The following is a 12,314-nucleotide window of genomic DNA, read 5'->3' as shown; positions in this document are numbered from 1 at the left end:
GGGGAAATTGCGATTGGATTACACAATCTATGATTGATTATACTTTAAGTATATCCGTGAAATCGCAAAATGTCGTTGCTTGCTAGGTGGTTGGCCGATCGTCGCCAGATTTGGAATGAACGCATCTTTGTTGAAACTGCAACACATGCGTGCTGCTCATCAACCTTGCGTTTCGGTATGATGCCGCCGGCGTCGTCGTCGCGGGTTTGCCGGTGCTCGATTGGCCCCACTTGGCGGTTACCGTTTGCTGCCGCTTCGCCTGCATAACGCGCAATTCCCGTAACCGTCCGAAAGGTCTCGTGCGCGTGTCACGCCAGAGTTTCGGCAATCCTGCCGTGCGGTTTGCCCGGTATTGGATTACGCCCCGCCTCGGGTTGGCTGGCATGAAGAACGGGAGGCGCCGCGTTGCGGCTTGTCGTGCTTTCCCCTACATAGGCGCCATGCTGATCAAGCCGGCCGGAGAGAGATGAGCCTCGTCGACACCGTCAAGAACGCCTTCGTGCCCGTGCATCGCGAGGGCTGGCCTTTCATCGCCGGCTTCGCGGTAGTCGCGCTGCTGCTCGGCCTGTTCTCCACCAGTCTCTTCTGGATCGGGCTGATCCTGACCGGCTGGTGCGCCTATTTCTTCCGCGATCCGCAGCGCGTGACACCCGCCGACGACCGGCTTGTGATCAGTCCGGCCGACGGCGTGGTCTCGGCCGTCGGGCCCGCCGTGCCGCCGCGCGAGCTCGGGCTGGGCACTGGCGAGATGACCCGCATCTCGGTGTTCATGAACGTGTTCTCCTGCCATGTGAACCGCTCGCCCGTGCGCGGCCGCATCGTCAAGATCGAGCACCGGCCTGGAAAGTTCCTCAACGCCGAGCTCGACAAGGCGAGCAGCGAGAACGAGCGCAACGGCGTGGTCATCGACAGCCCGAACGGCACGGTCGCCGCCGTGCAGATCGCCGGCCTTATCGCCCGACGCATCGTCTGCTGGGCGGAGCAGGGCGGTAATATCGGCGTCGGCGAGCGCTTCGGACTGATCCGCTTCGGCTCGCGCGTCGACGTCTTCCTGCCGCAGGGCGCGACCCCGCGCGTCGCCGTCGGCCAGACGGCGGTGGCCGGCGAGACGGTGGTCGCCGAGTTCGGCGGCAGCGCCGCGACGCCGCTGGTCAGGGTTTCCTAGCGTGCCGCGGCCCTTCCAGCGCTTCGAGCCGCACGGCCGCGGCGGCCCGCGCATCCGCGAGATCCCGCTGCGCCTGATGCTGCCCAACCTGATTACCGTGCTGGCGATCTGCGCCGGCTTGTCCGGCATAAGGCTCGCCTTCGAGAACCGCTTCGAGATTGCCGTGGTGATGGTGCTGATCGCGGCCTTTCTCGACGGTATCGACGGGCGCCTCGCCCGCATGCTGAAGGCGACGTCGAAATTCGGCGCGCAGATGGATTCGCTCGCCGACATCGTCAATTTCGGCGTGGCGCCGGCGCTGGTGCTTTATGCCTTCCTGCTCGACCAGGCCGGGTCGCCCGGCTGGATTGCCGCGCTGCTGTTCGCCATCGCCTGCGGGCTCAGGCTGGCGCGCTTCAACGTGCTCGACGAGGATCTGACCCGGCCGGCCTGGCAGGCCGAGTATTTCGTCGGCATTCCCGCGCCGGCCGGCGCCGTCATCGTGCTGCTGCCCATCTACCTGGTCTTCATCGGCGTGGTCGAGCCCAGCCGCACCGCTGCCTTCATCGCCTCCGGCTTTACCATCCTGGTCGCCTTCCTGCTGGTCAGCCGGCTGCCGGTCTGGTCGGCCAAGCGCCTGCGCGTGCCCGGCGACACCGTCATGCCGATGATCCTCGGCGTGGTGTTCTTCGCGCTGCTGCTGTTCACCTATCCCTGGCAGACGCTGTCGGTCGGCGTGCTCGCCTATCTCATATTCCTGCCGCTCAGCGCCGCGGCCTACTCGCGCCGGGCAGCGCGCGAATCCGCCAAGGAACTTGCGCCGGAGCCGCCTCAGCCTTAGCGCTCACGCCGCATTGGCGAGCCCGAGCCGGTCCAGCGCCAGCCGCCGGGTGCCCGCGTAGTCGGTCTTTCCGGTGCCGTGGATGGGGATCTCGTCGACCTGCACGATGTCCTGCGGAAGGGCGAGCTCGGCGATGCCGGCCTGCTTGCCGTGGCGGCGCAGCTCCGCAGGCTCTGCGTTGTCGGCGGTGGTGACCAGCACGATGCGCTCGCCGCGCCGCTTGTCCGGCACGGCGACCACCGCGTGGCGGTCCTCCGGCCAGGCGGTGTGCGCCAGCATCTCGATCGCGCCGAGCGACACCATCTCGCCGGCAATCTTGGCAAAACGCTTCGCCCGGCCGCGGATGGTGAGGAACCCCTCGCGGTCGACCGAGACGATGTCGCCGGTGTCGTGCCACTCGTCCGGAAGGCCTTGAAGCTGGCCGGGCCGGTCGGCCGACATGTAGCCCATCATGACGTTGGGCCCGGCGATCCACAGGCGCCCGCCCTCGGCGACGCCTTCCACCGGCTCCAGCCGCATGCGCATGCCCGGAAGCAGCCGCCCGACCGAGCCCTCGCGGTTGTGCGTCGCCGTGTTGAGCGCCACCACCGGTGCCGCCTCGGTAAGCCCGAAGCCCTCGAGCAGTTGCGTGTCGAAGCGCTCGGCCCAGGTGCGGCGGGTCGAGGCGCGCAACGGCTCGGCGCCGGCCACCGCGAAGCGCAGGCTGGAGAAGTCGCCGTCGTCGGCGGCGTTGGCATAGGCGGCGAGAAAGGTGTCGGTCGCGAACAGGATGGTCGGCCGGCGTTTCGCTGCCGTCTGCGGGATCTGCTTGTAGTGCAGCGGCGAGGGATAGAGCAGCGTCCTGACGCCGGTGAGCAGCGGCAGGATCAGCCCGCCGAGCAGGCCGAAGGCGTGGAACACCGGCAGCACGTTCATGACGAAGTCGCGGGGGCCGATCGCCAGCCGCGATTCCACCTGCATGGCGTTGGCGATGAGGTTCCGGTGCGACAGCACGACGGCCTTCGGCGTCCCCTCGGAGCCGGAGGTGAACATGATCAGCGCCGGCGCACCGGCGTGCTGCGCGCCTACGGAGTTGCGCCAGAACAACGCCGCGACCAGCCGGTCGAAGCTGCTGATGCCGTCGCGCAGGTCCTCGATCCAGACGAACCGCGCCCCGCCGGCCTTGGCGGCCTCGACGATGTCGTCCAGCCCAGCCTTCTCGACGAAGGCGCGCGACGACACGATGGTGCGGATCGGAGCCGTGCGCACCGCCGAGGTCACGTTGGCCGGGCCGGCCGTATAATTCACCATCGCCGCGACGCGCCCGGCCGACATCAAGGCAAGCAGCGTCAGCGCGAACCCGTTGGAGTTGGGCAGGAGCACGCCTACCGGCTCGCCCGGCGCGGTGATGCGGGCGAAGCGCCCGGCGAAGATGCGGGCCGCCATCAGCAGCTGGCGGTAGCTCAGGGTTCCGCTGACCACGTCCTCGACGATCGGCCGGTCGGCGCCGAAGCGGCGGCTTGCCGTCTGCACTGCCTGGAACAGCGTCAGCCCGGCATAGGGCACGCGGCTGCGCACCTCGGCGACGCGGTCGAAGACGGCGCCGGAAGCGGTCGGCGTCGCCGCCCCGGCCCGGCTCACCAGTTCCGCTACGGTCAGCGGCTCGGCCGCACCGATGCGCAGGCGCGGCAGCAGGCGGCGCGGCGCGTCGGCTTCGTCGATCAGCGAGAAGGGCAGGCGGCGGGCGCCGTCGATGAAGATCGGGACGACGCGCGCATCGCCCTGCAGGGCGATGCGCGCCACGGCGCGGTAGAGGCGGAAGGCGCGCACCTCCGGCTCGACGGTCTCGGGCATGTAGACGGCGATCCTGCCCTTGCGCTTCAGCACCCGCACCAGCCGGCGGCTGACGAAGACATGCTCGGCGTTGAAGGCGATGGTGCGCGCCAGCTCGCGCCACGGCTCGAGCCAGGCGGCCCGCGCCGCCCGCTCGTCGAGGATGTGCAGCGTGTCGCCCGGCAGCAGCGCCAGCATCAGCGCCGGATCGAGGCGCGACTGGTGCGTCACCACGTAGACGACCGGAGCGTCGGCGCGGCGCGCCAGGCGGATCTGCCCGTCGTCGATGCGATAGGCGAGCTTGAGCGGAACGTAGAGCAGCGCCTGGTGCAGCGACAGGCCGAGCCGGAACACCTGCAGCAGGGCGAATGCCAGATAGGCTGCGGCGAGCGTGCCGAGTACAATGCCAGTCAGGATCATGCCGCGCCTCCCAACCCGTGCTCGTCCGGCGCATCCTCGCCGGACGGCCGCCGGAAAGGTAGTCGATCGGCAACCTACGTCAATGCACATGCCCGGCATCGGGCCGGGGCCTCAAAAAAAAGCCAGCCCGAAAGCTGGCTCGAAGGGGGACGGGCTAGGGGGTGGGCTTGGGGGAAGGGGTGCCCGTCTGCGCCTCAAACGCCGTTGCCGTGCAATTGTTCCGCGCGGCGGACAACTTTTTATCCTGCCCGGACCTCCTTGCGGGCACGGCCTTCGAGCCAGTCTCGGCCCGTGTGCCAGAACACGGCGGCAAGCACGATCGCACCGCCCATCACGCTCTCGCGCGGCGGGATCTCCGCCAGGAACAGCCAGGCGAAGAGGATGGCGCAGGGCAGTTCCGCGAGCCCCAGCAGGGCGGATTCCGCTGCCGGCAGCAGCCGCGCCCCCTCGGTCCAGAGGATGACCGCGATCGCGAACGATGCGCCGAAGGCCACGAGAAGCAGGACGTCGCGGTCGCCGACGACGAGCGGATCGGCGACGACCCAGCCGAGCAGGAAGAGCAGAAAGGCCGAAACGGCGCCCGCCCATACCACGGGGACACCGCGGAACATCCGGATCATGACGATATAGAGGGCGCTCAGCACCGTCATGACCATGGCGAGCACATCGCCGAGCGACGCCCCGCGGTGGATGCCGGAAAACACCATGACCGAGACGCCGGCCAGCGCCAGCGCGGCGGTCAGCAGCGTGCGCGAGCCCATGCGCTCCGCCAGGAGAAGCCAGCCGAGCAGGGCCGCGACGAACGGCACGGTCGCATAGATGATCGTCACATTGGCGACGTAGGAGAGCTTGAAGGCGGAGATGAAGGCGACGCTTGCCGCCGCGCCGACGATCGCCAGCGCCCAGCCGCGCCAGCCGAGCTTCAAGCTCCGGCGCAGCTTGCCGTGCCGGCTACGCCACAGCACGTAGAGGCCGATGAGAAGCGACCCGACCAGGCCGCGCCAGCACGCGATCACCAGCGGGTCGGCCGTGATCGACTTCGTCAGCACGCCGGCCAGCCCGAACGTGACCGCGGATGCGGCGATCAGCACCACGCCGAGTCGCCGTTCGTGCCGTGACCTGGCGTCCATTCCCGCCTTCCGGATCGAGATCATCGGCCACGATAGAGCGCCGGTCCCGACAGCATAGTGTCAGGAGACGATCGGCTCCAGGCCTCCCCGCGCCGTCAGCCGCGCCGGCGGAACTGTTCCCCGCCGATGATCAGCAGGCCCGCGAGCATGATCAGGGCGGCACCGGCGAAGACCTCCTGGCGCGGCACGTCGTTCCAGATCAGGTAGCCGAAGGCGAAGGACCAGACCAGCGAGGTGTATTCGAACGGCGCGATCACCGAGGCGGCGGCGCGCTTCATGCCTTCGAACAGCGCGAACTGCGCGGCGCCGCCGAAGAAGCCGACCAGCACCAGCAGGGCGATCTCGCCGGGGCCCGGCGTCTGCCACAGCATGACCAGCGGCACGGTGGCCGCCACCAGCGAGAAGCCGTTGTTGAGCACGAGTTGCACCATGGTCCGCTCGTTCAGCGCGATCTTGCGCAAAAGCACGATCGACAGCGCCCACAAGAAGGCGGCGGCGAGCACCAGCAGCACCGGCAGGGTGATGCCGAGGCTCGCCGGGTCGCAGGCGATGAAGACGCCGATGAAGCCGATGACGACGGCCGCCCAGCGCAGCAGCGGCACTTCCTCACGAAGAATGAACACCGACAGCACCGTCACGATGACCGGCGCGGCGAAGTAGATGGTGGTCATCTCGGCGAGCTGCAGGTCCTTGGCCGCGGTGTAGTAGCAGAGCCAGGCGCCGAGGATGATCAGGCTGCGCAGGAACATGGCGCCGATGATCGGCGAGCGCGCCGTGTCGCGGAAGAGCTTGACGCCGCCGGCCGCGGCGCAGCCGGCCAGGATGACGGCGCTGCGGACGAACAGGATCTGCCACACCGACATGCCCGCCACCAGCAGCTTGATCGAGGCGTCCTGCGCCGAGAACAGGAAGTAGGCGATGCTGGTCAGCAGGATGCCGGCAAAGACGCGCTCGGCCGGTTGAGCGGACAGGATGTTCGACATGAGCGCTTGCCGTGGAAATGCCGCGCGGGCGCGCGGCCGAGTGGCGCTCACGCTATACGAGGCTGCGCCTGCCGCGCTGCACCACGGCTTGCCGAGAGTTGGGGCAGGGACGGCCGCCGCGCCGCAGGCGATCGGCGGGGCGCCGGACGCGCTGTCGATCGGCCTCTACGCCGGCTGCTGGTAGGCGACGAAACGGTCGTTCTGGGCCTGGTAGATCAGCCCGGTCTCGGTGAGCCCGGGGCTGGCGAGCGGCAGTATCTTCGCGGCGACCTCCGAGGGGTGCGGCAGCGTCATCGGATCCTCGCCCGGCACGGCCTGCGCCCGCATCGCCGTGCGCGTGCGGCCCGGATCGAAGGCGTTGACGCGCAGCGGCATGTTTTTCGTCTCGTCCGCCCAGGAGCGCGTCAGCGTCTCCACCGCCGCCTTGGAAGCCGCGTACGGTCCCCAGAAGGCGCGCGCCGTATGCGCCGCGTTGGACGACAGCACGATGGCGCGGCCGGCGTCGGACAATCTCAGCAGCGGATCGACCGAGCGGATCAGCCGCCACGTCGAGGTGACGTTGATGGTCATCACCTTGTCGAAGGTCTTTGCCTCGACATGGCCGATCGGCGAGATGGTGCCGAGCACGCCGGCATTGGCGACGAGAATGTCGAGCTTGCCCCAGCGCTCGTGGATGGCGCCGCCGAGCCGGTCGATGCCGGGCATGTCGGCGAGGTCGAGCGGCACCAGCGTTGTCTGGCCGCCGGCGGCCTTGATCTCGTCGTCGAGCTCTTCCAGCCCGCCGACGGTGCGGGCGACGGCGATGACGTGCGCGCCCGCCGCGGCGAGATGCTTTGCGGTGAAATAGCCGATGCCGCGCGAGGCGCCGGTGACCAGCGCGATGCGGCCGGAGAGATCGGGGGCAGGGGACATGCGGGCATCCGGTTGGACAGTTTCTACAGCGGCACCAGATAGGACGAATCCGCCGACGGCGAAACCCCGGAAAGGCGGGCGCCTTGCCGCGCCCTTGCCCGGAGAATTTTCGCGCCCCATCTCGGAAGCCGGCCGCGTCCCGCGTCCTTGGGTGCAAACGGCAAAAGGAGTTTTAAGCAATGGGCAGAACCGCCGCAATCCTCGTCGCCCGGCTGATCTTCGCCGGCGCCTTCGCCATGGCCGCGGCCTTCAAGTTCGCCGGCATGGCGGACACGGCCGGCTACATCGCCGCGGCCGGCTTTCCGTTCCCGCTGCTGCTGGCCTGGCTGGCGGCAATCTTCGAGGTGGCGCTGGTGCTGGCCTTCCTGACCGGCGCCTATTTCTCGAATGCCGCGCTGCTCGCCGGCGCCTATGTGATCTTCCTCGCCTTCGCCTTCCATGGCCCGAACCGCTGGGAGGGCAACCAGGTCGAGTTCGGCTTCTTCGTCGACCATTCCACCTTTTTGGCGGGGCTGCTCTATGCGGCTGTGCATGGGCCGGGGGAGAAACTCGTGCTTCTTCGGCAAGGGAGACAAAGCCACCCTAGATAGGGCAAGCTGCAAACCCTATTGCCCAGATAGGACATTCCACGGTCGGATAGCAGGAAACCAAACGCCGGGAGCCATGTGGTTGCCCATGTTCGGTCGGACGTGATGTTGATCCAGATCATCTAGCTTTTCGATGATCGTCACGATGTGGCTTGGAAGTTCGGTGTCGCTAAAGAAGGCTCGTCGAACAAATTCCTCGGCTTCGGCCTTGTTGGAAGCCGTAGCTCCGATGCCCATGGTCGTTCCCGCGGGGAGCTCTTCAGAGTCCTCGCCGATGAAATTGATCCAGTACAGCCGCAACATTTGAATAGATATTCATCCCCCGCCCGCCAGCAGCGACAGCGTCCGCACATTGTCGGCCCCGTCGAAATCGGCGAGGCGGGTCGGGTATTCGTTGGAGAAGCAGGCGTCGCAGAACTGCGGCTGCTCGGCGTTGCGGTTCGCCTCGCCGACGGCGCGGTAGAGCCCGTCGAGCGACAGGAAGCCGAGCGAATCGACGCGGATGAAGTCGGCCATCTCCTCCACCGACATGCGCGACGCCAGCAGTTTTGCCTTCTCCGGCGTGTCGACGCCGTAGAAGCAGGAGGCGCGAGTCGGCGGCGAGGCGATGCGCATATGCACCTCCTTCGCGCCGGCGTCGCGCACCATCTGCACGATCTTCTGGCTGGTGGTGCCGCGCACGATGGAATCGTCGACCAGCACGACGCGCTTGCCCTCGATGATGCGGCGGTTGGCATTGTGCTTCAGCTTCACGCCCATGTGGCGGATCGAATCTCCCGGCGCGATGAAGGTGCGCCCGACATAGTGGTTGCGGATGATGCCAAGCTCGAACGGGATGCCGGCCGCCTGGGAAAAGCCGATCGCGGCGGGCGTGCCGGAATCGGGAACCGGCACGACGATGTCGGCCTCGACCGGGCTCTCGGCCGCCAGCTCGGCGCCGATGCGCTTGCGGACATCGTAGACGTTGCGGCCCTCGACCGACGAATCCGGGCGGGCGAAATAGACATATTCGAACACGCAGAAGCGGGATTTCTGCGGCTCGAAGGGAAAGTGGCTCTCGATGCCCTTGGAGGTGACGACCACCATCTCGCCGGGCTTGAGGTCGCGCACGAAGCGGGCGCCGATGATGTCGAGCGCGCAGGTCTCGGAGGCGAGAATCCAGGCGCCGTCGAGGTCGCCCAGCACGAGCGGGCGGATGCCCAGCGGATCGCGCACGCCGATCATCTTCTTGGACGTCAGCGCCACCAGCGAGAAGGCGCCCTCGAGCTGGCGGATCGCCTCGATGAAGCGCGAATTGATGTCGCGCTCCTTGCTGGTGGCGACCAGGTGCAGGATGGTCTCGGTGTCCGAGGTCGAGGAGAAGATGGCGCCCTGCTTCTGCAAGGTGCGCTGCACGGTGAGCGCGTTGGTGATGTTGCCGTTGTGGGCGACGGCCAGGCCGCCGGTCGACAGTTCGGCGAAGAAGGGCTGCACGTTGCGCAGGCCGGCACCGCCGGTGGTGGCGTAGCGTGTATGGCCGATGGCGCGGGTGCCGGGCAGGCGGTCGATCACCGACTGCTTGGTGAAGGTGTCGCCGATCAGGCCGACATGCCGCTCGACATGGAACTGCGTGCCGTCGAAGGAGACGATGCCGGCCGCCTCCTGGCCGCGATGCTGCAGCGCATGCAGGCCGAGCGTGACGATCGCCGCGGCGTCCTGCCGGCCCAAAATGCCGAACACGCCGCATTCGTCATGAAAATGGTCGTCGGCCTCGGCGGCGAGGAGAGTTTCTGCGTCTGCCATCGGGGCACGCCCACCCAGTGTCGGAAAACCGTCATATAGGGCAAGCCGCCGCCCAATGCCAATGACAAATCTGCGCGGTCCTCGTTGACCTCCGGGCGCGCCGCCCCAGATGCGCGGACGACACAGCGGAGGCGATGATGCTTCGAATCGGTTCGATCGTCTGGGGCGTGCGCGATGTTCGCCGCGCCATCGAGTTCTGGACGCAGGCGCTGGCCTATCGCCCGCTTCGCGAGCCGTCCGAGGACTGGGCCATCCTCGTGCCGCGTGACGGACGGGGCGTGCAGTTGGCGATCAAGCTGGTGACCTCGGATGCCGAGACCCACCAGCGCCACCACCTCGATCTTTATGCGGATGATGCGGCAGCGGAAGTGGAGCGGCTGCTCGCGCTCGGTGCCAGCGGGGTGGACTGGCGCTATCCGCCGGGCGCCGACTACGTGGTTCTGGCCGACCCCGACGGCAACACCTTCTGCGTGGTGGAGAAGAAAGGACTGTCCTGACGGCTCCGCGTCCGCTGCCGGTTAGTTGTTCGCCGGCGGCGTTTCGGCCGGAGGCGTCTCGGCCGGCGGATTGTCGGCCGGGGCGGTGTCGGCGGGCGGCGCGTCGGCGTCGGGTGCCTCCGCATCCGGCTGCGGCGCCTCGGGCGCGGTTTCGCCGGGAACGATCCGCTTCAAAATGGAGTTCTCGGGGTCGGCCGGCAGGAAACCTTCCAGCCAGGTGCCGACGCTTTCCAGCATCGGCCGCGACTTGGCGTCGGCGATCCAGGCCGGGCGCTGCGCTCCGATCAGCCAGTCGAAGAACAACAGGGCGATCGCCACGACCAGCACGCCGCGCGCCGCGCCGTAGAGGAAGCCGAGCGTGCGGTCGAGCGCGCCGATGCGCGAATCGATGATCAGGTCGGCGATCTTCATGGTGATCAGCGACACGATGATCAGCGCCACCACGAACACGATGCCGGCCGCCGCCGCCATCGCCAGCTGGTCGTTGTCGATATAGGGCTGCACGTAGGGCAGGACCGGCCGGTAGAAGAAATAGGCCGCCGCCGCCGCGGCGATCCACGAGGCGATCGACAGGATCTCGCGCGAGAAGCCGCGAACCATGGCGAGCATCGCCGAGACGAGCGTGAAGCCGACCAGGACTCCGTCAAGCAGTGTTATCGGCATCCATTCCCCACTTCATCCCCCTGCGGGACCGCCCAGCGCCTCGCAGGCATTTTTTTCGTCCCGTCAGTCGTCCGCGTCGCGACGCAGCGAGCCGGCGATCCGGACCACCAGGTCCGCCAGCGTGGCCGGCTGGAACAGGCGGTCGTTGCCGCCGGTATCCTCGCTGCCGCGCGGCAGGACAGCCTGCCCGAAGCCCAGCTTCTCCGCTTCCTTCAGACGCTGCTGCGCATGCGCGACAGGCCGGATCGCACTCGAAAGGCTGATTTCGCCGAAATAGACGCAATCGGCCGGCAGGGCAAGGCCGGTCAGGGACGAGACCAGCGCCGCCGCGACCGCGAGGTCGGCGGCCGGTTCGGTGATGCGGTAGCCGCCGGCGACGTTGAGATAGACGTCGTGCTGGCCGAAGCGCACGCCGCAATGCGCCTCCAGCACCGCCAGCACCATGGCGAGCCTTGCCGAATCCCAGCCGACGACGGCACGCCGCGGCGTTCCGAGCGAGGTCGGCGCCACCAGCGCCTGGATTTCGACCAGCACCGGCCGCGTGCCTTCGATACCGGCGAAAACGGCCGCTCCGGGCGCCGCCGTGTGGCGCTCGCCGAGGAACAGCTCCGAGGGGTTAGACACCTCGCGCAGGCCCTTGTCGCCCATCTCGAACACGCCGATCTCGTCGGTGGGGCCGAATCGGTTCTTGACGGTGCGCAGGATGCGGAAGTGGTGGCCGCCTTCGCCCTCGAAATAGAGCACGGCGTCGACCATGTGCTCGACCACGCGCGGGCCGGCGATCTGGCCCTCCTTGGTGACGTGGCCGACCAGCACGATCGCCGCGCCCGTCGATTTCGCGTAGCGGATCATGGTTTGCGCCGCCGCGCGCACCTGGGTGACCGTGCCCGGCGCCGAATCGGCGGCGTCGGTCCACAGCGTCTGGATCGAATCGAGGATGACGAGGTCCGGCCGGCGGCCGTCGGCGATGGTGGCCAGAATGTCCTCGACATTGGTCTCGGCCGCGAGCTCGACCGCCGAGGAGGCGACGCCGAGGCGCTGCGCCCGCAATCTGATCTGCGCCACCGCCTCCTCGCCCGAGACGTAGACGATGCGGTGGCCTTTTCCGGCCAGAGCGGCGGCGGCCTGGGTCAGCAGCGTCGACTTGCCGATGCCGGGATCGCCGCCGACCAGCAGCGCCGAGCCGCGCACGAAGCCGCCGCCGGTGGCGCGGTCGAGTTCGCCGATGCCGCTGGCGATGCGCGGCGCGTCCTCGATCTCGCCGGAAAGCGAGGTGAGCGCCACGGCGCGGCCCTTGCGCGCCGAGCGCAGGGCGGAAGGGCCGCTGCCGATGCCGCCGGCCGTGCCTTCCTCGATGAGCGTGTTCCACTCGCCGCAGGCGTCGCACTTGCCCGCCCAGCGCGAGCTGACATTGCCGCAGGCCTGGCAGATGAACTGGATGCGGGGTTTAGCCACGTGACGTCACTCGCTCGGAAATGTCGGCGGGACAGCACCCCCCTCTGTCCTGCCGGACATCTCCCCCGCAAGGGGGGAGATTGGCAGC

The 12,314-nt window shown here is 68.2% G+C and carries 13 protein-coding genes; 5 read left to right on the top strand and 8 right to left on the bottom strand.

From position 1 onward, the window contains the following. Window positions 1–412 precede the first annotated feature (412 nt). Both AC5JDC_RS18995 and AC5JDC_RS18990 read left to right on the top strand, forming a co-directional pair. A complete protein-coding gene (locus tag AC5JDC_RS18995; RefSeq protein WP_495843613.1) occupies window positions 413–1,165 on the top strand; it encodes a phosphatidylserine decarboxylase in 753 nt (250 codons plus the stop codon). A gap of 1 nt (window position 1,166) precedes the next feature. Further along, complete coding sequence (locus AC5JDC_RS18990) at window positions 1,167–1,985, top strand: CDP-alcohol phosphatidyltransferase family protein (RefSeq protein ID WP_495843611.1); 819 nt, start codon at window positions 1,167–1,169, stop codon at window positions 1,983–1,985. A gap of 3 nt (window positions 1,986–1,988) precedes the next feature. Here AC5JDC_RS18990 and AC5JDC_RS18985 read toward each other — a convergent pair whose 3' ends face one another. The 3 genes from AC5JDC_RS18985 to AC5JDC_RS18975 all read right to left on the bottom strand — a co-directional run bounded on the left by AC5JDC_RS18985 (window position 1,989) and on the right by AC5JDC_RS18975 (window position 6,330). After that, window positions 1,989–4,217: an AMP-binding protein gene (locus AC5JDC_RS18985; protein WP_495843609.1), complete on the bottom strand. Its 2,229-nt coding sequence runs from the start codon at window positions 4,215–4,217 to the stop codon at window positions 1,989–1,991. Between the two features lie 239 nt (window positions 4,218–4,456). Then, on the bottom strand, window positions 4,457–5,347 hold the full coding sequence (locus tag AC5JDC_RS18980; RefSeq protein WP_495843607.1) for a DMT family transporter: 891 nt from the start codon (window positions 5,345–5,347) through the stop codon (window positions 4,457–4,459). Window positions 5,348–5,442: 95 nt separating this feature from the next. Continuing rightward, window positions 5,443–6,330 carry a DMT family transporter gene (locus AC5JDC_RS18975; protein WP_495843605.1) on the bottom strand — a complete coding sequence of 296 codons (888 nt, stop codon included), beginning with the start codon at window positions 6,328–6,330 and terminating at the stop codon, window positions 5,443–5,445. Here AC5JDC_RS18975 and AC5JDC_RS18970 point away from each other — a divergent pair. Further along, the gene (locus AC5JDC_RS18970; RefSeq protein WP_495843603.1) at window positions 6,329–6,514 is read left to right on the top strand and encodes a hypothetical protein; all 186 of its coding nucleotides are present in this window, start codon (window positions 6,329–6,331) and stop codon (window positions 6,512–6,514) included. The genes AC5JDC_RS18975 and AC5JDC_RS18970 overlap by 2 nt on opposite strands. On the opposite strand, the gene AC5JDC_RS18965 is transcribed toward AC5JDC_RS18970, so the two are convergent. Then, complete coding sequence (locus AC5JDC_RS18965) at window positions 6,496–7,242, bottom strand: SDR family NAD(P)-dependent oxidoreductase (protein WP_106775551.1); 747 nt, start codon at window positions 7,240–7,242, stop codon at window positions 6,496–6,498. The two genes, AC5JDC_RS18970 and AC5JDC_RS18965, sit on opposite strands and share 19 nt — an antisense overlap. A 179-nt stretch (window positions 7,243–7,421) precedes the next feature. Between AC5JDC_RS18965 and AC5JDC_RS18960 the strand changes: the two genes are divergently transcribed. After that, on the top strand, window positions 7,422–7,832 hold the full coding sequence (locus tag AC5JDC_RS18960) for a DoxX family protein (protein WP_495843601.1): 411 nt from the start codon (window positions 7,422–7,424) through the stop codon (window positions 7,830–7,832). Window positions 7,833–7,847: 15 nt separating this feature from the next. Here AC5JDC_RS18960 and AC5JDC_RS18955 read toward each other — a convergent pair whose 3' ends face one another. Together AC5JDC_RS18955 and purF are read right to left on the bottom strand one after the other, a co-directional pair. Then, complete coding sequence (locus AC5JDC_RS18955; protein ID WP_495843599.1) at window positions 7,848–8,132, bottom strand: hypothetical protein; 285 nt, start codon at window positions 8,130–8,132, stop codon at window positions 7,848–7,850. Window positions 8,133–8,144: 12 nt separating this feature from the next. Continuing rightward, a complete protein-coding gene (purF, locus tag AC5JDC_RS18950; protein ID WP_495843596.1) occupies window positions 8,145–9,611 on the bottom strand; it encodes an amidophosphoribosyltransferase in 1,467 nt (488 codons plus the stop codon). A gap of 137 nt (window positions 9,612–9,748) precedes the next feature. Here purF and AC5JDC_RS18945 point away from each other — a divergent pair, with 137 nt between their 5' ends. Then, complete coding sequence (locus tag AC5JDC_RS18945) at window positions 9,749–10,108, top strand: VOC family protein (RefSeq protein WP_106775565.1); 360 nt, start codon at window positions 9,749–9,751, stop codon at window positions 10,106–10,108. A gap of 21 nt (window positions 10,109–10,129) precedes the next feature. On the opposite strand, the gene AC5JDC_RS18940 is transcribed toward AC5JDC_RS18945, so the two are convergent. Together AC5JDC_RS18940 and radA are read right to left on the bottom strand one after the other, a co-directional pair. Continuing rightward, complete coding sequence (locus AC5JDC_RS18940) at window positions 10,130–10,771, bottom strand: CvpA family protein (protein ID WP_495843594.1); 642 nt, start codon at window positions 10,769–10,771, stop codon at window positions 10,130–10,132. 63 nt (window positions 10,772–10,834) lie between these two features. Beyond that, window positions 10,835–12,226: a DNA repair protein RadA gene (radA, locus tag AC5JDC_RS18935; RefSeq protein ID WP_495843592.1), complete on the bottom strand. Its 1,392-nt coding sequence runs from the start codon at window positions 12,224–12,226 to the stop codon at window positions 10,835–10,837. Window positions 12,227–12,314: the final 88 nt, after the last annotated feature.

The sequence above is a fragment of the Kumtagia sp. genome, assembly GCF_059502445.1.
This window is presented reverse-complemented; position numbering and strand designations above follow the sequence as displayed.